The sequence below is a fragment of the Kitasatospora aureofaciens genome, from assembly GCF_001188955.3.
GTDB lineage: Bacteria > Actinomycetota > Actinomycetes > Streptomycetales > Streptomycetaceae > Kitasatospora > Kitasatospora aureofaciens.
Genome location: NZ_JPRF03000076.1, coordinates 234,168 through 253,774 on the forward strand (window position 1 = coordinate 234,168; position 19,607 = coordinate 253,774).

Sequence of the window (19,607 nt, forward strand, 5' to 3'; positions counted from 1 at the left end):
AGGAGGGGGTGGCGGCCCGTCAGAGCGGCGTCCCGCCGCCTGCGGAACCGGTCGCTGTTGCCGGACACCAGCATCCGGCGCGGGTAGGCGTCCGGACCGTCGGCCCGGCTGACCCGCCGCCGGGACCGTCCCCCGTACGGCCGGGGCCGGCGGCGGGCGCCACCGTCAGGGGCGCTCGTCGTGGTGGCCGCACAGCCAGGCCAGCCCCGTGTAGAGGCCCAGCATCCGATCGGTGTCCGCCGCCCGCGCCGCTTCCGTCCGGTCCGCTCCCGTTCGAAGCGCCACGGCCGCCGCCTGGCACTCGGCGAGCAGCTGCGCCCGGCACGGCCCCCACGGGCCCGCCGTGGCAGCGGCTGTCACCGGCGCGGAGGTCCGAGTGCCCACCGCCCAGCGGTAGGCCTCCAGCAGTCCCTGCTCGTAGTCGGTGAACGGCCGGCACCGCGCATCCAGCTCTTCCAGGGCGGTGAACACCTCCTCCGCCGAGCGCACCCCCACCACCGTCGTGTTCTCCGTCGTCATGCCACCGACGCTAGGAGAGGCCACGGGCGCGTGCCCCCGCGCATCCGCCGTCCGGGGGAACGGGTCCGTGCCGCTGCCCGTACGGGTGTGCGATCGACGATGTGCCGGTACCCGATACCGATTCCCCCGCTGACCTGCTCGAACTCCAGCGCCGCTGGTACACCGCCGAGGCCGGGCCGGTCGCTGATCCGAGCGAGGAGGAGCGGCCCGCGTCCGCCGCGGTCAGTGCCGAGCTGTACTCCCACGCGCACCACCGGCAGGGTCCTGCAGATCCGGCAGGCGCAGCGGGCTGCCCGCAGACAGGCGGGGCAGTATTTCGACACAACATCGCTACTGAGAGTAACCATGCTTTCTTTCTGCTCTCACCCCGTTAGCGGTAGCCTCCGACCGGTACGCGGTGCCCGCCATGTCTTCGCCCGGTGTCCGGGGAGGGCCGGCGGGGACGACCTTGGATGTGCGGCAGAGAGGCGATGTTCGATGGCTGGCTCGACACCACCGAAGGGTTTCCAGCGCGCCGACGGAGGGAGCCACGCGGCGGGGCCTGCCGGTGAGCCGGAGCTGCGTCTGTTGCTGGCTGGTCTGACGGCGGTGCGGGACGGTGATTTCAGCACAAAGCTGCCGGGCGACGCGGACGGCGTGCTGGGTGAGATCGCGACCGTGTTCAACGGCATGGTCGACCAGCTGTCGCACTTCACTTCGGAGGTGACGAGGGTCGCGCGGGAGGTCGGCACGGAGGGCCGCCTCGGCGGGCAGGCGCAGGTGCCGGGCGTGTCCGGCACGTGGGAGGACCTGACCGAGTCCGTCAACGCCATGGCGGGCAACCTGACCACCCAGGTCCGCGACATCGCCCAGGTCGCCACTGCGGTGGCCAAGGGAGACCTCTCGCAGAAGATCACCGTGGATGCGCGCGGGGAGATCCTGGAGCTGAAGAACACCGTCAACACGATGGTCGACCAGCTGTCGTCGTTCGCGGGTGAGGTGACCCGGGTGGCCCGGGAGGTCGGCACCGAGGGCATCCTCGGCGGCCAGGCCGATGTGAAGGGCGTGTCGGGGACGTGGCGCGACCTCACCGACTCGGTGAACTTCATGGCGGGCAACCTGACCGGCCAGGTGCGGGCGATCGCCCAGGTCGCCACGGCGGTCGCGCGGGGTGACCTGTCGCAGAAGATCACGGTGACCGCCCGGGGCGAGATCCTGGAGCTGAAGACGACCATCAACACGATGGTCGACCAGCTGTCGTCGTTCGCGGGTGAGGTGACCCGGGTGGCCCGGGAGGTCGGCACCGAGGGCCGGCTCGGTGGCCAGGCGGACGTGCGCGACGTGTCGGGCACGTGGCGCGATCTGACGGAGTCGGTGAACGTGATGGCCGACAACCTCACCGCGCAGGTTCGCTCGATCGCGTCGGTGACCACCGCCGTGGCCGAAGGCGACCTCACCCAGAAGATCCGCGTCGACGCGCGCGGGGAGATCCTCGAACTGAAGGAGACCATCAACACGATGGTCGACCAGCTCTCCGCCTTCGCCGACGAGGTCACCAGGGTGGCCCGGGAGGTCGGCACCGAGGGCAACCTGGGCGGCCAGGCGACGGTGCGGGGTGTCTCCGGTACCTGGAAGGACCTGACGGACAACGTCAACGTGATGGCGTCCAACCTGACCGGCCAGGTCCGCTCGATCGCCCAGGTCGCCACCGCCGTCGCCAGGGGTGACCTCTCACAGAAGATCACGGTGGAGGCCAAGGGAGAAGTCGCGGCGCTCGCCGGTGTGATCAACACCATGGTCGACACCCTCTCCGCGTTCGCGGACGAGGTGACCCGGGTGGCGCGCGAGGTCGGCACCGAGGGCACGCTGGGCGGTCAAGCCCGGGTGCCGAACGTGGCGGGCACCTGGAAGGACCTGACCGACAGCGTCAACTTCATGGCGCACAACCTGACCAGCCAGGTGCGCAACATCGCCCAGGTCACCACCGCGGTGGCCAACGGGGACCTGACGCGCAAGATCGACGTGGACGCGCGCGGGGAGATCCTCGAACTGAAGACGACCATCAACACCATGGTCGACCAGCTCTCCGCGTTCGCCGCCGAGGTGACCCGGGTGGCGCGCGAGGTCGGCACCGAGGGGCGGCTCGGCGGCCAGGCCGAGGTCGAGGGCGTCTCCGGCACCTGGAAGCGGCTGACCGAGAACGTCAACGAGCTGGCCGGCAACCTGACCCGGCAGGTCCGGGCGATCGCCGAGGTCACCAGCGCCGTCGCGGCCGGCGACCTGACACGCTCGATCACCGTGGACGCCTCCGGCGAGGTCGCCGACCTCAAGGACAACGTCAACTTCATGGTGGAGTCGCTGCGCGAGACGACCCGCGCCAACGAGGAACAGGACTGGCTGAAGACCAACCTCGCCCGCTTCTCCGCACTGATGCAGGGCCGGCGCGACCTCGCGGTCGTCGCGGAGTCCGTCATGGACGAACTCGCCCCGCTGGTCGAAGCGCAGTGCGGCGCGTTCTACCTCGCAGAAGAGGGCCCCGACGGCACCGTCCTGCAACTCGTCGGCTCCTACGCCTTCCCTGACGGCGAGCGCCCCACCCGCTTCCGCCTGGGCGAGTCCTTCGTCGGCCAGGCTGCGCGCAGTCGCCGGACCATCAGCGTCGACACCATCCCGGCCGAGTACCTCGTCGCCTCCTCCGGTCTGCTGCGAGCAGGGTCGCTGTCCCTGGTGGTGCTGCCGATCGTCGTCGAGGACCAGGTCCTCGGCGTCATCGAACTGGCCTCCGTCCAGCCGTTCACCCAGGTCCACCGGGACTTCCTGGACCAGCTGATGGAGACCATCGGCGTCAACGTCAACTCCATCGTGGCCAACGCCCGCACCGACGAGCTGCTGGGCGAGTCCCAGCGGCTGGCCGCCGAACTCCAGGCCCGCTCCGGGGAACTGCAGGCCCGGCAGGAGGAACTGCAGGCCTCCAACGCCGAGTTGGAGGAGAAGGCCGAGTTGCTGGCCACGCAGAACCGCGACATCGAGACCAAGAACCTGGAGATCGAGCAGGCCCGCCAGGAACTGGAGGAGCGCGCCCACCAGCTGTCGCTGGCCTCGAAGTACAAGTCGGAGTTCCTGGCCAACATGAGCCACGAGCTGCGCACGCCGCTCAACAGCCTGCTCATCCTGGCCCAGTTGCTCGCCCAGAACCCCACCAGGAACCTGACCGCCAAGCAGGTCGAGTACGCCGGCATCATCCACTCCGCCGGCTCCGACCTGCTCCAGCTCATCAACGACATCCTCGACCTGTCCAAGGTCGAGGCCGGCAAGATGGACCTGAACGTCGACGCGGTGCCGCTGCGCGCGCTGCTGGACTACGTCGAGGCCACCTTCCGCCCGCTGACCGGGCAGAAGAACCTCGCCTTCGCCGTGCACACGGCCGCGGGGGTCCCGGGTGAGCTCCTCACCGACGACTACCGCTTGCGCCAGGTGCTGCGCAACCTGCTGTCCAACGCCGTCAAGTTCACCGAACAGGGCAGGGTCGAGCTGCGCATCGAGCCCGCCACCGACGCGGAACTGCCCGACGGCGTACGGCGCGGCGGCCCGGTGCTCGCCTTCCGCGTGACCGACACCGGCATCGGGATCGCGCCCCAGCACCTGGAGACCGTCTTCGGCGCCTTCCAGCAGGCCGACGGCACCACCAGCCGCAAGTACGGCGGCACCGGCCTCGGGCTGTCCATCAGCCGTGAGATCGCCTTCCTGCTCGGCGGCGCGATCACCGTGGAGAGCACACCGGGGCGCGGCAGCACCTTCACCCTCTACCTCCCGGCCGAACACCCCGACACCACCGCCACCGGCACCGCAATGTCGGCCCCCGAGGTCCTGGAGGACGGCGACGCCCCGCCGGCCGCCGAGACGGCGCACGCGCCGAGTGCTCCCACCGACGGGCAGCCGCGGCGCCTGCTGGTCGTGGAAGGCCGTCCGAACGGCCTGCTGCGGATGGTGGCCGAGAGCGCCATCGCCGAGCTGCCACGAACCTCGCAGCACGGCGTGGAGATCATCACTGCGGTCGGCGCCCAGGAGGCGGCGGCCACCCTGGCCACCAGGCCCTGCCACTGCGTCGTACTGGAACTGGACATGCCCAACGGCGCCGCCCTGGAGCTGCTCCGGGAAATGCACGCCGACCCGGCTCTGCACGCGGTCCCGATCCTCGCGCACCGCGGCCGCGCCATCGCCGCCGACGAGGACCTCCCCGGCGGCGCCGGGAGGGTGGAGGTCATCTCCAGCCTGGACGAGCTGCGCGAGCGCATCGCCCTCCACATGAGCACCGACAGCCCCGGCGACATCCCCCAGCTCGCCCGCCGCACGGAGTCCGACTGGAGCCCGGACATCGACTCCTCGCTGACCGGCCGGACCGTCCTGGTAGTCGACGACGACGACCGCAACCTCTATGCGATCACCGGGATCCTGGAACTGCACGGCATGCACGTCCTCCAGGCCGAGAACGGCCGTGCCGCGCTCGAGTGCCTCGCCGCCCATCCGGGGATCGACGTGATCCTCATGGACGTGATGATGCCCGAGATGGACGGCTACACCGCGACCGCAGCCATCCGCGCCATGCCCGAGCACGAGGGACTGCCGATCATCGCCGTCACCGCCAAGGCGATGATCGGCGACCGGGAGAAGAGCCTGGCCTCCGGGGCCAGCGACTACGTCACCAAGCCCGTCGACGCCGACGAGCTGATCGTCCGCATCAAGAGCCACCTCCCCGCGCAGGCCACCAACAGCGCCGCGAGCAGCGCGCAGGAGAACGCATGAACCGCCCCCTCGACTCCGTCCCGGCCGGCGGCAGTGCCGCACCCGCAGCCGTGCAGGTAGTACCGCAACGTGACGGCAGCGTCCGCGACCCGGGCTTGAGCCGGCTGGCCGCAACCGTGGAGCGCCTGCGGGAGGAACTCGCCCAGGCCCACTCCGACGCGGCCGGCCGTTCCCTGATCGAGCTCGCCGTGGGCATGCTCGTCGAGCGCCTGCAGTGCGGTCCCACCGAGGCGTCCGTCCAACTGGCCTCTCTGTCCGAGCAGGCCGGCGTCCCGGTCCTCGACTTCGCCGCCGACCTTCTCAACCAGGCCGCATCGGACCGGATCTCCGCCGTGGCCCGTACCTTCGTCGCCTCCTCCGCCGACGGCACGGACCCGGTCGCCTTGCGCCTTCGCACCGCGCAGGCACACGCCATCGCCGCACCCGACACCGAGGCCGCGGCCCGTTCGATGCTCGAACACGCCCTGCGCCCCCTGGGAGCGGGCGCCGTCGCCATCTGGGCGGCCCACCCCGACCAGTCGCTGTCACTGCGCGGCAGTGCCGGCTTCGGCCCGGCCGAGGCCCAGCGCTGGCGGCACGTACCCCCCGGGGTCTTCACACCGGCCCGGCACGCCCTCGACCAACGCGCCACCGCCGCGATCCCCGAGCTCGCCGGCGCTTCGCTGCCCTCCATCGGACAGCACGAGTTCACCGGCGGCAGGCTCGCGGTACCGGCCGGGCTCGGCGGCCGCCTGATCGGCGTGCTGGAGATCTGCTGGCACGACGCGCTGCCCGAGCAGACCCGGCCCCTGCAACGTCAGGTCGAGGCCCTCGCGGAGCTGGCCGCCGCGACACTGGAGACCTGGACCGACGACGAAGCGGACGCCGGCGCGGCCGACACGGAGTTCGACGCCCTGCGCAGACTGACCGCGGGCGTCCTCGACCCCTGCCTGATCCTGTGCCTGGCACCGGACAGTACCGAGGTACCTCTCGAATTCGTCGTACGCGACGTCAACCCCGCCTTCGTGGACTTCGCGGGCAGGCCCACCAACACGGTTCTCGGCGCACGACTGCTGGAGGCCTATCCCCTCGCGGCCGAGCCGGGCGGCCTGGCAGTAAAGGTCGAGCACGTCTACGCCACCGGCGAGCCCTTCCGCACCCAGCGCATGCGCCTGGCCGCCATGGTCGACGGGGTGCCCCTGCACACCCACGGACAGGTCAGCATCAGCCGCCACGGCCACCACGTGCTGGTCATCTGGCGGCTCGAGGACGGCACCACCCCCGTCGCCCGACTCCTCCAGCACGCGCAGCGCCTGGGCCGCATCGGCGGCTTCGAGGAGAACCTCCGCGACCGCCACATCGCCTGGAACGACACCCTGTTCGAACTGTACGGACTGCCGCCCACCGCCCAGCCGATCCCCCTGGAACACCTGGGCGAGCACGCCCACCCCGACGACCGCGACACGATCGACCGCTTCCTGCGCACCCTCCTGCACCACCAGCGCCCCGCCTCCACCGCCTTCCGCCTCCAACGCCCCGACGGCGTCACCCGCCACATCCGGGTCGTGGCCGAACCCGTCCACGACCCCGACCGGGGTGTGCGCATCGTCCGCGGCGCCTACCAGGACGTCTCCGCCCAGCACTGGACCGAGGTCGCACTCGCCGCCACCCGCGACCAACTCGCCCACAGCGAACAGCAGGCCGCCGAACGCAGCCGCCTCACCCTCCAGCTCCAGCACGCCATCATGCCGCCCACCCGCGGCCCGCTCGACCTGCCGGACCTCCACGTCGCCGTCCGCTACCGCCCCGCCGAGAAGGACCACCTCGTCGGCGGCGACTGGTACGACGCCCTCACCCTGCCCTCCGGCAACGTTCTGCTGTGCGTCGGCGACGTCGCCGGACACGGCATCGACGCCGCCACCGGCATGGTCGCCCTGCGCAACGCCCTGCGCGGCCTGGCCGCCACCGGCGCCGGCCCGGCCCAACTGCTCAGCTGGCTCAACAGCGTCACCCACCACCTCACCGACAACGTCACCGCCACCGCCGTCTGCGGGCTCTACGAACCGGCCACCCGCCGGCTGCGCTGGGCCCGCGCCGGCCACCCGCCGCCCGTCCTGCTGCGCAAGGGCCGCGCGGAGACCCTCCCCCAGATCGGTGGCATCCTGCTCGGTGCGCTCGACCACGCCGACTACGAGGAGCACGAGACCCAGCTCGACGTGGGCGACACCCTGGTCATGTTCACCGACGGTCTCATCGAACGACGCGACCAGTCCGTACATGCGTCCCTGGAAACCCTCGTCGCCCTGACGGAGAAGGCGAGCCGCCCCGCCCAGAGCGCCCACGCGGCCCTGGACGCCACGCTGGACCACCTGCTGCGCTACAGCCCTGCGGACACCGACGACGACACCTGCCTGATCGGCATCTGCGTGGACGAAGGCCCCACCGGCGAAGCCGAATGAGCCGTGCTCCCCAGAACTCCGCAAGACCTTCACGCGGCGTGCGCGCATGACAACGGCGGTCGGGGGCAGACGGGAACGGGCCTGCCCCGGCTCGGAGAGGAACACCGATGACGACGCGAACCGAAGCACCCGCGCCGGCCGCCCGGCCGGCCGACACCACGAACGCCATCCGCCGCCACGTCGCGCCGGAACTGGCCGGCGTGGACAGCCCCCGCGACGTCGCGCCCTCGGACGCGCGGGAACTCACGCGGATGCTGCTGAGGCGGCTCGCGGCCCTCGAAGAGGGCACCCGCGAGTACTCCTACGTCCGCTCGACCCTGATCGAGCTCAACCTGTCCCTCGTCCGCTACGTGATCCGACGCTTCGACGCTCAGCGCGAGCCCCAGGAGGACCTGCTCCAAGTCGGTGCCGTCGGCCTGATCAAGGCGATCGACCGGTTCGATCCCGACCGTGACGTGGAGTTCTCCACCTTCGCCATCCCGACCGTCCTGGGCGAGATCCGCCGCCACTTCCGCGACACCACCTGGGCGGTCCACGTCCCCCGCCGGCTCCAGGAACTTCGCATCGCTCTCGCCAAGGCCCAGGACGACCTCACGACACGGCTCGACCGTGCACCGACCGTCGCCGAACTCGCCGGTCACCTCCGCCTGTCCGAGGAGGAGGTGATCGAGGGCCTCACGGCCGCCAACGCGCGCACCACGGGATCCCTCGACTTCGGCAGCGCCGATGACGACGAGAGCGGCAGCCCCCTCGCCGACCGCCTCGGCCAGGAGGATGCCGCGATCGACCTCACCGAGAACCTCGTGGCACTCAAACCCCTCATCGCCCGACTTTCCACGCGCGAACAGCTCATCCTCTCCCTGCGCTTCACCGACGAACTGACCCAGTCACAGATCGGCGCACGGCTCGGCCTGTCCCAGATGCACGTCTCCCGACTGCTCACCCGTACCCTGAAGAAACTGCGGGACGGCCTGAATGCCGCGTGAGCGGTACCGAAGCGAGAAGGCACCCGCGCGCGACGCACGCCGTACAACGGCGATTTGGTTCGCCGGGCGGCCGTGCATATGGTCAGTTGAAGAGAACCGGTGGAGGGGACGATGATGCCAGCCCAGGAAACGACTGTTGCTTCGCCGTCGGCGCCAACCACTGCGACCGGCCTGACAGTCCAGGTGCGGCGCACCGCGGACGGGGCCGCCGTGTGCAGTCTGACAGGCGACCTCGACGTCGAAACCCTCACCGAGGCCAGGACGGCGCTGGAAGGAGCAACCGTGTCGCGCCCCACGCTGCTGGTGGCCGACCTCGAGCACGTGGGCTTCTGCGACTCCTCCGGCCTGAACCTGCTGCTGAAGACCCGCATGAACGCGTCCACGGCCGGCATCCCGTTCCGTCTTGCCGCACCATCACATGCGATCATGAGATTGTTGGACATCACGGGAGCCAACAGCGTCTTCTCCCTCCATACTTCTGTTGACGAGGCGCTCTCGGCGCCCCGGTGACACCAGCCTCCATCCGGGCGGGCCGGCCGTCCGGTCATCGCATCGAATGACCCCCGCATGCTCCGGCCACGGCAGGGCACCCGGTCAGGAAGAGCGTCGAGTCGAAGGGACAGCCGCTCATGAACCCCAGCCGGGAACTCCTCGGCGACACGCCGGTGGTCTCTGACGCGGCCGCTCTGCCGATCGACGGTCAGCGGCGGCGCCTGCCACTGACCGGTCTGCCCAGGCCGGTCGCCCACGCCCGGACCTTCACCGCCGCAGCCCTCGCCCACTGGTCCTGGCCCGACCCGAACCGCGCGAGCGACATCGTCCTGCTGGTCACCGAACTCGTTGCCAACGCCGCGGTCCACGCCGACGGCCCCCTCGAACTGGTCCTGCACGCCTCGGCGGCCCGCCTGCGCATCGAAGTCAGCGACCGCTCACCGGCACTGCCCGCACCGCGCCGGCCCCGCCACCCCGGCCTGCCCGGAGGACACGGACTCTTCATCGTCCAGCAGACCTCCGACCGCTGGGGCACCGCGCCCCACCGCCACGGCAAAACCGTCTGGGCCGAGTTCGACAGGTAGGCCCGCCGTCGGACACGCCGACCATCGGCGAGAGGAACAAAGACCAGGCGGAGGCGTATGGGCAGCCCGACCGTGACGATGGCGAACGCCGGCCGATCCGTCGCGGTGTCGACGTAGACGGGTTCCAGCGTGCCGATCTTGTGGCGGTCGGCATCCACCGCGTCGAGGGCCGCGCCATTCCCGGATGTCGGCCGCTCGAACATCGGCAACCTCCGATGTCGGTGGGCACTTCCCATTCTCCCTCCGACGTGTGCCGCCGCCATCTGCCCGGTGTGCCGGCAGGGCGACCCGGTACGGCCACCGGTCGGCGATCAGGGTCCGGGTCTGGGAGGGGCAGCACACGGTCGGCGAGCCCCAGGCCGGGACCGAGTGGTCACGCAAGTAGCCGGAGCAGCCCGCAGCCGGCCGGGGGCGGAGGGCCGGGGCCGACGATGGTCGGTGTGGTGTGTCCGCTGGTGAACGGCGTCACCCGTCTGCCCGCGGGTCTGCGGTCGGCGCGCCCGCGGCTGTCAGGAGGTCGGTGCCGGTGCGCGTGTTGGCCGGGTCGGACGCCGCTGTCATCAGCCACTCGGCGGCGGAGGCTTCGGCCTCGGGGGGAATCACCAGGAGCTCCAGGCGCAGAGGGGTGAAGGAGCACACGATCACCTCGTCCGCGTCCTGCTCCTGTTCGAACCACCCGACGTGGATGACGTGGCCTGCGACCTGGACGCGTCGGGGGATGACCGGCCAGTGCGTCGGATTCACGGTGACACGGGTGACCTTCCCCCACGTGGGGTCCAGTGCTGCCGCCAGCGGGGGCAGCTCGCGCAGGAGATCGTGCGAGCGCGGCCACCATGCTCCGTCCAGCCGGCCGCGCGTGGCGCCCTCGGGTGTCAGTGACAGGCGGACCGTCGGCCCTGGCCCAGGTGGCTGGGTGGCGGCGGGATCGGGGGTCGCGGTCATGTCGAGACACCTGCCTCGGGCTCGTTCGTCGACGGCCACGTGCTACCGCCCGGGCGCCGAAGAAGTCTGCAGCTCGTGGACGGTGCGCTCTTCCACCGTACTCCGGCCGCAGCCCCGCCCTCCGGGGTGAGCAGGGGTGGTCGATGGGCGGGGTGAGCAGGGGTGGTCGATGGGTCGCCGCTGGTCGACCTTCGTCTCGAACTCCGCCACGCACCCCGGTTTGCCCGTAGCGGTCCTCTCCGTCGGGCCGACTTCGCCGCCTGGCTGGTTCCACGCGGATCGGCGTACGACTCACCGGCACTTCGCGACACCTCGGCCAGGGGGGATCCCGCGACTGTGGGGTGAGGCGCAGGAAATCTCTCGGGTGGAATTTCTGGGCTAACTCCACGCGGCGGAATTTTCAAATATTAATGTGCATGGTGGGCTCGAATTATTGCAGTAAGGAGTATCCTCGAAAGTGCCGGGAGAAGTTACCGGTAGGACGATCGCGAGGAGGCGAATATGCAGATCACTGAGGCAGGATCCCTGGCTCTGCGACTCGTGATCGAAAAATTGTCCGCCTTTTCGGCGGGAAAGATCACAGGGTGAATGGGGGGAAGGGGTACAGATTCAGATCCTGCTGCCCCGGTCGGCGTTACGCTCATGCAGGCCGGAAGGCCGTTCCCCGCAGCGATGCGGGGAACGGCCTTTTTCTGCGGCGGGGCCGCGTGTCATGGTTCGGTGGAGGACCGCCTTTACCGGCGTGCGGTTCGCGATCAAGGGCGTGGAGAACCTGGCCGACTTCGAAACACGGATCGGGAAGGACGCACAGGCCGAGGACGACGGCGCGGCCGGCGGACTTCTACTTCATCCCGTTTGGTGCTCCGTGACCGGGCCCCGCGGGCAGCGCTCATCAGCTCCCTCACCCGCGGCCGGGTCATGCGGTACGCCATCCCTGAACACCTCCACGACGAACACGGCGTCACCTCCATCAGACACCGCACCGACCCCTGGGACCCCACCCTCGGCACTCCATCCAACTCCTTGGCTGAGGGCGTGTCAGCGATCTCGGGTACGTCGCCTGTAGTCATTGAGCGCTGAGCCAGTCCTCGGAGAACAGCAAGAACTGGGCCAGCGTCTCCTTTCAGCGCGCAACAGCGTGGTTGACGTCGCGTCCGTGATCACTGTCAAGGACTGCAGTGAGGCACCGGCGGGACTGCGTGGACCCGTCGCCGTCTTTCGGACCATCGGATGGCCCGCGGACGATCGCTAGAGGAGGAGTTCGAACCTGCCGACATGCCTGTGGGGCTTCTCGGGTGTTGGCTGCGCCACCACCGTTGCAGCCGATCCCCGCGTTCCCTTCCTCGCCAGGCCCTCACGGACCCGGCGAAGACTGCTGCAACCCTTGACGCCTCAGAGGCTGAGCTTTCCCGCTCTACTCAGACTGCAGCCCCGGACCGGCAGCGTAGTTCGTGATCTGTGGCGTGCTGCCGCTGGTCAGCGGCAGCAGCGTGGCGGCGTGTAGGGATATCAGGTTTGTGCGGTGGACACCGCCCCCAGAGGGCGTCGGGTCGGCAACGGACCGTACGGCGTTGCCATAGCAGCGCTCGGCTTGGTTGGGCGGCCCGTTCCTCTGGGGTGACTCTACGGTTCGAGTTCCAGGCACATCCCGACCTGGTGGCCGCCGGCCCTGCTCTGCACGGGTGTCAGGGCGCTGGTGCCGTCGGTGGTCACCGGCACCGAGGTGGTGGCCAGCAGGTTGTATGCCTGGGCGAGTTCGACCAGCGCGCTGGATGCCTGCCCGGGCTGCTTGTCAACCACGGTGCGGGCCTCTTGGGCGATTGCGGCAAGGAGGGCTTCGCGCGCCTCGATGGCGGCGGGTACCTCCCGTACCTTGACCGCGGTCGGTGGCTGGCCGGACTCAGCGGGCATTTGGGTGGGTGTGATGTCGTGGAGTTCCATGGATTCCCCTTGGTCGAGGCGATGAGCGTCTGACCGGAAAGTCGGAGGCCAGCCGGCAGGCGGCAGCGTCCGATCGTGGCCGCCGGACGGGGGCGAGGTCAGCAGGACGGCTGACCTCCATTCCCGTCCGGGCACTCCTTAGCCGAGGTGCTGGGCGTTCAGGCTTGTGAGGTGTTCGTGGGCGCGGTCTTCGTTCGGGTAGAGGACTTGGATGTCGATGAGGAGGTCGGTGCCGGGGTCGATCGTGTGCCCGCCGCCTTCGGGGGACGCGAGCAGGACACTGCCGTCGGTGCCGTCGCTCAGGACCTGACCCCAGAAGACGTCGGTGAAGCCCTTGTACAGGATGGTTCCCTCGGGCAGGTCACCGAAGCCGAGGGCCCACTTCACGACGCGAGTCTCCTCGGCACGTACCGTGATCCGGTAGGAGTAGATCCACTTCTGGCTCTCCCAGTCCTGCCACTTGCCTTTGCATTCCTGCTCGACGACCAGGTTCCCCAGGAAGGGGGCCGCGAGCGCTGACTGGGCCTGGTCGTTCCAACTGCCGTTCGGGCTGTCGGCCATGGCGATCCGCGCCAGGTTCGCGATCGAAGACCTGCGGTCCACCGGTAGCGAGTGCCCCCGCTGGTCGGCGGCCGAGAAGAGCGCGTTGTCCGCGTCGGTGTTGTTGACGACGCTGCTCACCCCGTCACCGCTGTGGTCGAAGCCGTAGACGGAGAAGTCGTTGACGTACGTGCCCAGCGGAATGGCCAGGATCTTGTCGCCGACCCCGGGGGTCTGGCCGATGTTGAAGTTGGTGGCGCGGTAGAGGCAGAAGGTCCCGTCGGGGCACGCCTCTTGTCCCTGGCCGTAAATCAGCTGGGCCTGTTCGTCGCTCATTGTGTCTGCCTTCCTGCTGACGAGGTATGGGATGTCGTGCTGATGGCGACAGCGCACCGCGGGTCGGGGGCTGCCCGTGGCGGTCTCGGCCCGCGGTGGTGCCGGTCAGGTGCTCTGGGTGAGGGTGACGGGGAACTGCAGCAGCGTGGCGACGACCTGGCCGGCCGGGCCGCCGGCCGGCGTGTGGTCGACGGGCTGCTGGAGCTGGTAGACATCGCCTTGCGGCGGGAAGAGGGTGAGATGGTCGTTGACCAGGGCGACCGTCTGGGTGTTGGACAACTCCAGCCTCCCGCCGCCGCCCGGGGGCTCCTCGATCGACATCGTCCAGTCCAGGAACGGGGTGGTGCGCAAGGTCCGATCCGAGACGGCCTCCAGCAGGCTCAACGGCGCGGTGTCGTTGTTGGACTGGGCGATGGTGACCCCGCCGACGTCGGAGGTGTCGGCCGTCACCCCGAAACCGATGACCCTGACCCTCACGCCGCCCAGCCCGCCCCGAGGTCGGCCTCAACTCGGACCTCGCACCAGCCCGTCAGGTCCAAGGTGACGGTTCCCAGATCGCCGATCTTCAGCGCTGCGTTGACCGCGGAGGCCCGCATCGTGGATTCCAAGCCGACCGGGGGCAAGTCCCTTGGGTACGCCACGAGTTCTCCAGCCGGTCGTCGTCGGCCGCGCATGATCGCGGCCGACTCTCTCACGCCACTACCCAGAGAACCAATTTGCAAACACTGCGTAATCATGCCCTGTGTGCTGTCGGGCCCGGCCCGCTCTCCTTGGGGGTGGGCACTCCCACCCGGTTGTGCGGCGGTGGGTCGGTTGCGGCGCGTTCTTCGGCGTTCGCTCATTGGTTTGTGTGCGTCGATCGCTTTCGTCACCGTCCTGCTGGCGGTTCATCAGATGGTGCGAACTCGTGCTTGTCGGCTGGTTGGGCCAGGTGGGCGTGGTTACGCTCGGTTGCGTCGTCCGAAGGAGGACGGCACCCCGTCGCGTGCTGCACGTGCCCAGGCCGTCTTGGCCGTCATGCGCTGGTGCGGATCACGCTCGGGTAGTTCCCATGGGAGTGGACATGAGTTCTGTAGGTCGTAAGACCGTCGCGGTGATGGCCGCGGCTTTGGCGTCGCTGGGCGCGGGGAGCGGTGTTACCGCGTCTGCGACCACCCCGTCGGCCACGTCGTGCAGCAGCGGGGCGCAATGCCCCAGCCTGAAGCCGACCAGGCTCACGGCCAGCCAGGCCACCTTGAATGTCACCCAGATGCAACTGGAGAACATCAACGCGGCGGCGTCCGACGCGGTGACCGGGGAGCCCATCCGCGGTGCGAAGATCGTGTTCGCCACCATGGGCGGCCGGACGCTGGGAATGGCGTACACGGACGACACCGGAATCGCCGCGATCACCGCTCCGGAGGACCTGGGTCCCGGAACCCTTCAGGAGTTGCTGGGCGGCTACGAGGCCGCGTTGGTCGGCGACGGCGTCCACGCCCCGGTCGGGGCCCACGGAGCGATCACCGTCGGCACCGACCAGGGCCCCGGTGTCCCGAACTCCCCGTGCCAGATCTGCAGTGACCGCGGGCTCAAGCAGGACGTGGTCCCGGTCGACTGGAGTCGGTGAGGATGCGGGTCTTCCGCCGACGCTCCCGGGCGGGTGATCAAAGTGTCCCGGCCCGTCGTTCGGCCGGCGCGCGGGAGAGTGGCGCTGTGGCCCCGGTCGGTGCGGTAAACGGCTACGCGGTCCTGGAGACGGTGGCCGCGCTGCCCGTCAGTACCTGGCGCTATTTCTGGGAGCCCGAAGACGTGCGCCATCTCGGGCCGATGGCCCAGGACTGGCACGCTGCCTTCGGCTTCAACCGGGACGACACCACCATCTCCGTCGTCGACGGCCTCGGCGTCGCCCTGGTGTGTGTCCAGGCGCTGCACCGCCGCGTGGAAGAACTCACGGCCGAAGTGGATCGTCTGCGAGAAGCCGCGAGCATGAACACGCCCGAGGCCGCGTGACGGTCGCCGCCCGCTCCCCGGGAGGACTTGGAGAAGTCGGCCCCTGCGGAACACTCGTCGCGACCGAGAAGGCGGGACACCATGACAAGACAGGACACCTCGGCACGACACGACACTGTGACGGGATCATCCGAGGCGAAGGATCAGCGGTCGGCGGTGTGTACCGACGCGATCTGGCGGCTTCCGGTGACGGTCTGTCGCATCACTCAGTTCCTGGGCGAGCGGACGGCCGGCGCCTTACTGGAACGCGCCATCGCTTCCGCCGGCGACGCGTTGCAGCCCTCCATGATTCAAGACCAGCAGGTGGTCCCGGACATTCGCCGGTCCCGCTCGCGCCAGGACTTCGCCGCGCCCGAGTTGCTGGCAGCCATCGACGAGGTGCTGGAGGCGGTCGAGCACACGCTGGGAGTCTCCTGCCAGTACACCGAACCCAGCTACAGCCTCAACGTCCACAACGACGGCGACTTCTACCGGTCGCACCAGGACACCAGCGCCGAGTACGCTCCCCGGCGCCTGCTCACGTTCGTCTACTACCTGCATCGCAAACCCCGGCCTTTCGGCGGGGGTGAGCTGCGAGTGTTCGACGCCGCCCTGCCGCTGCACATCGAGACAACTGGAGAGTGGAAGGAGCGCACCTGGCGGGACTGGGAGCCCGAGCACGACAGCATCGTGTTCTTCCGCCCCGCCGCCTGGCACGAGGTACGTCCGGTCAGCTGCCCGAGCAAGCAGTACGCGGACAGCCGTTTCGCCATCAATGGCTGGCTGTGCAGCCCTGACCCCGCGAACCGCGGGAATGACGTGAACCGGTGAGACTCGTCGCCCTCGACGCTGACCGACAAGGATGCGTCCCCGTCATTCGGGCTCGTTCGAGGCGGGGGCAACCGGTCTCCGACCTCGCCACCGAGAGGTGATCACCCACCAGCCGGCCCCCAGGGCAGCATGCCCTGACCTCCATCTGGCCAGTTCGTCTCAACGGCTGAGCCAGGTATGCGGCCGGTTGCCGAGCCTTCAGCGAGTCGGCGCAGGGTCAGGGCAGCGCCGAAATGCTGCACGCCGTGGGTGGTGTGTGGGTCCAGGCCGGTCAGTTGGGCGGCGCGGGCGAGGCGGTTGTCGACGGTGTTGGGGTGGACGTTGAGCGCTTGGGCCGTGCGGCGCCGGTCGAGGTCGCAGTCGAGGAACGCGGCGACGGTCTCGACCAGGCCGGCGTGGCGGTCCAGGGGGTCGAGGAGTGCGGACAGCTCGGCGGCGCTGTCCTTGGATCCGGCTAGATGGTAGTCGAGTAGCACGTCCTGGAGTCGGTGCACGCCGGGTGTGCGGGCGATGGCGGCGATCCGGCGGGCCTGTTCGGCGGCGGCGGGGACGTCCTGGGGGGTGGCCGCGAGGGCGGCCCCGGCGATCGCCGGGCGGGGCAGGCCGGTGGACAGGTGTCGGACGAGGTCGGCGTGGGGTGTGCCGAGGGGGAGCAGGATGTGGCCGCCTTGTTCGTCCGGCAGGCTGAGCGCTCGGCCTGCCGCGGTGGGCGCGAGCCGGCCCAGGACCTGGTGGAGCAGTCGTCGTGCGGCCACCGGCTCCTGAGGTGTGGGGGAGCGGACGCTGAGCACGAGGTAGCCGGGTTCGAGAGGCAGACCGTACCGGGCGGCCACCTCTTGTGGCGCGTCACCGCGGATCAGTGCCGCGGCCAGTTCGCGTCCAGCCGCCTGCTGGTCGGCCGCCCCCAGCAGGTACGCCTCGGTGACCTGCTCGACCATGGCGTTGACGGCCCTGAAGTGCCGGCGGACGAGCCAGAGAAGGGCGGCGTCCTCTCCGGAGCGGGCGGCGGCGCAGAGCGCGTCGGTCAGTACCTCGGCACCGACGTGGTACGACTTGATCAGCCCGATCAGGGGGACGCCTTCTGCGGCACGCTGGGCGGCGCGCTCCCGGAACACCTCGGCCTCGGCGTCGGCGAGGCCCTGCGTGCAGCGCAGGAAGTCGCGGATCGCCTGGCGGGCGGTCGAGGCGGCCTCCAGGTCCTGCAGATCGTCGGGGAGTCGGTCGAAGCCGGGGACCTGGGCCCGCTGGCGCTCGACGACCAGCCTGGCCAGCTGGTTGATCCGGGGTTCGAGGCGGGCGACCAGTCGGACCGCCTGCTCGCGTATGTCCTCGCCGGACTCCGGTGCCTCATGTGGCGACCCGCTTCGTTGTGACACGTCACAACGATATGCCGTCGTGAGTGTCCTCCCCGCCGATTGCCCTGGCCCCTCGGGGGGGCGACAGTGAAGCGCGGGCGATCGGATCTTCGTCCCGCACGGTCGTGATGGGTCATGAATGCTGGAACGAGCCGATGGGGATGGCATGGGTTCTCTCCCTCGCCGGGTACGCCGCGGGGCGCGCAAGCTCGCTAACCGTCCTTCGGTGCGCCGACGTTTTGCCTCGCCTGGCGGTCGGTCACGCCCGCCCGTCCTCATGCGGAGCACCTTCCGACCGCGCGCCCGGGTACCCGAGAACGTCGCTGCACGGCGCTGAAGTTCGAGCGTCGCCGCTGCAGCCACGGGGTGCCGTCAACTCTGACAACTGTCTTGTGAGGAACAACCGTTATGAACGCAACGCGTCAACCCCGACGTTGGGGTGCCGCCGCCTGCGTGGGGGCGGCGGCACTCGTGCTGGCCGCCGGGCCGGCAACCGCCGCCCAGGCGAGCGCGGCACAGCCTTCGCCCGCTCCCGCCGCCAGCACCACCACCGCCGACGCGGTCAACGCGTATGTATACGGCTACCCGCTGGTCCTGATGCGGGCCACCGAGCAGGCGTCCACCAACGTCGTCAAGCCCGATCCGGCGACCATGCGAGCACCGGTGAACCAGTTCGCCAAGGCGGACACCACTCCAAGCCCGCAGTTCCACACCGTGGTGGCCCCCAACGTCGACACCCTGTACACCTCGGCGTGGCTGGACCTGAAGGCCGGGCCCACCGTGCTCCATGTACCGGACACCCACGGCCGGTATTTCCTGATGCCCATGCTCGACGACTGGACCGACGTCTTCGCCTCCCCGGGCACCCGCACCACCGGCAGCGCGGCCGGCGACTTCGCCATCACCGGTCCCGGCTGGCACGGCCGGCTGCCCGCCGGAGTCAAGCAGATCAAGGCCCCCACCCAGACCGCGTGGATCATCGGCCGAACCCAGTACAACGGCCCCTCCGACCTGCCCGCCGTCGAGGCCCTGGTGAGCCACTACACCCTCGAACCGCTGAGCGCCTACGGCCACCCCTACACCCCGCCCGCAGGCCACGTCGACCCGACCGTCCCCGCCACAGCGCCGGCCACCCGCGTCGCCGAAATGAACGCGCAGAGCTTCTTCTCCCAGCTGGCCTCGGCCATGGCCACCAACCCGCCCGCGAAGAAGGACGCCCCCATGGCGGCCACCCTGGCCCGCCTGGGCATCGTCCCCGGCCGGCCGTTCGACATCAACGCCAAGGGCCCCGCCACAGCACGAGCCCTGCGCCAGGCCGTACCCGCGGCCCAGCAGCAGATCCAGGCCGCACTCGCCACGTCCGGAAACAATGCGAACGGCTGGCGCGTCATGCGCAACCTGGGCGACTACGGCACCGATTACATGCTGCGCGCGGTCACGGCCTGGTACGGACTCGGCGCCAACCTCCCCCAGGACGCCGTCTATCCGCTGACCCGCACCGACAGCCAGGGCAAGCCGCTGACCGGAGCCGACCGGTACGTCATCCACTTCGCCCCCGGCCACACCCCGCCGGTGAACGCCTTCTGGTCCCTCACGATGTACGACGCATCCGGCTTCCTGGTCCCCAACCCGATCAACCGCTACGAGGTCGGGCACACCGTCAAGCCGACTCTCAACCCTGACGGTTCCATGGACATCTACATCCAGCACGACGCCCCGGCGGGCAAGCAGTCCAACTGGCTACCCGCACCCAGCGGCCAGTTCTCCCTGATGCTGCGTATGTACTGGCCCAAGCCCAGTGTCCTCGACGGCACCTGGACCCCGCCCCCGGTCACCATGACCAGCTGACGCAAGCCTCGAGGCAGCAATCCTGCAACCAGATCGTGAGATTGC

General features: G+C 69.8%; 15 protein-coding genes and 1 pseudogene. 9 read left to right on the forward strand and 7 right to left on the reverse strand.

The window, feature by feature from the left end:
• Window positions 1-165 precede the first annotated feature (165 nt).
• The gene (locus HS99_RS36500) at window positions 166-519 is read right to left on the reverse strand and encodes a hypothetical protein (protein WP_030290622.1); all 354 of its coding nucleotides are present in this window, start codon (window positions 517-519) and stop codon (window positions 166-168) included.
• 477 nt (window positions 520-996) lie between these two features.
• Between HS99_RS36500 and HS99_RS36505 the strand changes: the two genes are divergently transcribed.
• From HS99_RS36505 to HS99_RS36525, 5 genes are all read left to right on the forward strand, one after another.
• A complete protein-coding gene (locus HS99_RS36505) occupies window positions 997-5,301 on the forward strand; it encodes a HAMP domain-containing protein (RefSeq protein WP_050366929.1) in 4,305 nt (1,434 codons plus the stop codon).
• On the forward strand, window positions 5,298-7,739 hold the full coding sequence (locus HS99_RS36510) for a SpoIIE family protein phosphatase (protein ID WP_050366930.1): 2,442 nt from the start codon (window positions 5,298-5,300) through the stop codon (window positions 7,737-7,739). The genes HS99_RS36505 and HS99_RS36510 overlap by 4 nt, the downstream gene beginning before the upstream one ends.
• Window positions 7,740-7,846: 107 nt before the next feature.
• Window positions 7,847-8,725, forward strand: a complete 879-nt coding sequence (locus tag HS99_RS36515) for a SigB/SigF/SigG family RNA polymerase sigma factor (protein ID WP_078867717.1) — start codon at window positions 7,847-7,849, stop codon at window positions 8,723-8,725.
• Between the two features lie 111 nt (window positions 8,726-8,836).
• Window positions 8,837-9,235, forward strand: coding sequence for an STAS domain-containing protein (locus HS99_RS36520; RefSeq protein WP_051747311.1), 399 nt, complete (start codon window positions 8,837-8,839; stop codon window positions 9,233-9,235).
• A gap of 119 nt (window positions 9,236-9,354) precedes the next feature.
• Window positions 9,355-9,801, forward strand: coding sequence for an ATP-binding protein (locus HS99_RS36525; protein WP_046386301.1), 447 nt, complete (start codon window positions 9,355-9,357; stop codon window positions 9,799-9,801).
• Window positions 9,802-9,830: 29 nt separating this feature from the next.
• Here HS99_RS36525 and HS99_RS47375 read toward each other — a convergent pair.
• The 5 genes and pseudogenes from HS99_RS47375 to HS99_RS36545 form a co-directional block, all read right to left on the reverse strand.
• Window positions 9,831-9,987: pseudogene (locus HS99_RS47375) on the reverse strand (PRC-barrel domain-containing protein); the annotation flags it as partial.
• Window positions 9,988-10,266: 279 nt separating this feature from the next.
• On the reverse strand, window positions 10,267-10,743 hold the full coding sequence (locus HS99_RS36530) for a DUF5994 family protein (protein WP_046386302.1): 477 nt from the start codon (window positions 10,741-10,743) through the stop codon (window positions 10,267-10,269).
• Between the two features lie 1,623 nt (window positions 10,744-12,366).
• Entirely contained in the window at window positions 12,367-12,684 is a 318-nt protein-coding gene (locus HS99_RS36535) for a hypothetical protein (RefSeq protein WP_141763885.1), read from the reverse strand.
• A gap of 138 nt (window positions 12,685-12,822) precedes the next feature.
• On the reverse strand, window positions 12,823-13,560 hold the full coding sequence (locus HS99_RS36540) for a peptidase inhibitor family I36 protein (protein ID WP_030558012.1): 738 nt from the start codon (window positions 13,558-13,560) through the stop codon (window positions 12,823-12,825).
• A 105-nt stretch (window positions 13,561-13,665) separates the two neighbouring features.
• On the reverse strand, window positions 13,666-14,037 hold the full coding sequence (locus HS99_RS36545; protein ID WP_030290345.1) for a hypothetical protein: 372 nt from the start codon (window positions 14,035-14,037) through the stop codon (window positions 13,666-13,668).
• A gap of 772 nt (window positions 14,038-14,809) precedes the next feature.
• Here HS99_RS36545 and HS99_RS36550 point away from each other — a divergent pair.
• The 3 genes from HS99_RS36550 (at window position 14,810) to HS99_RS36560 (ending at window position 16,359) form a co-directional block, all read left to right on the forward strand.
• Window positions 14,810-15,166, forward strand: a complete 357-nt coding sequence (locus HS99_RS36550) for a hypothetical protein (RefSeq protein WP_223886133.1) — start codon at window positions 14,810-14,812, stop codon at window positions 15,164-15,166.
• An 86-nt stretch (window positions 15,167-15,252) separates the two neighbouring features.
• Window positions 15,253-15,549, forward strand: a complete 297-nt coding sequence (locus tag HS99_RS36555) for a tail fiber domain-containing protein (RefSeq protein ID WP_223886134.1) — start codon at window positions 15,253-15,255, stop codon at window positions 15,547-15,549.
• Window positions 15,550-15,630: 81 nt separating this feature from the next.
• Window positions 15,631-16,359, forward strand: coding sequence for a 2OG-Fe(II) oxygenase (locus HS99_RS36560; RefSeq protein WP_078938794.1), 729 nt, complete (start codon window positions 15,631-15,633; stop codon window positions 16,357-16,359).
• Between the two features lie 101 nt (window positions 16,360-16,460).
• On the opposite strand, the gene HS99_RS36565 is transcribed toward HS99_RS36560, so the two are convergent.
• Window positions 16,461-17,735, reverse strand: a complete 1,275-nt coding sequence (locus tag HS99_RS36565) for a PucR family transcriptional regulator (protein WP_030558010.1) — start codon at window positions 17,733-17,735, stop codon at window positions 16,461-16,463.
• Between the two features lie 387 nt (window positions 17,736-18,122).
• On the opposite strand from HS99_RS36565, the gene HS99_RS36570 reads away from it, so the two are divergent.
• The gene (locus HS99_RS36570) at window positions 18,123-19,562 is read left to right on the forward strand and encodes a DUF1254 domain-containing protein (RefSeq protein WP_030558009.1); all 1,440 of its coding nucleotides are present in this window, start codon (window positions 18,123-18,125) and stop codon (window positions 19,560-19,562) included.
• The last annotated feature ends 45 nt before the right edge of the window (window positions 19,563-19,607 follow it).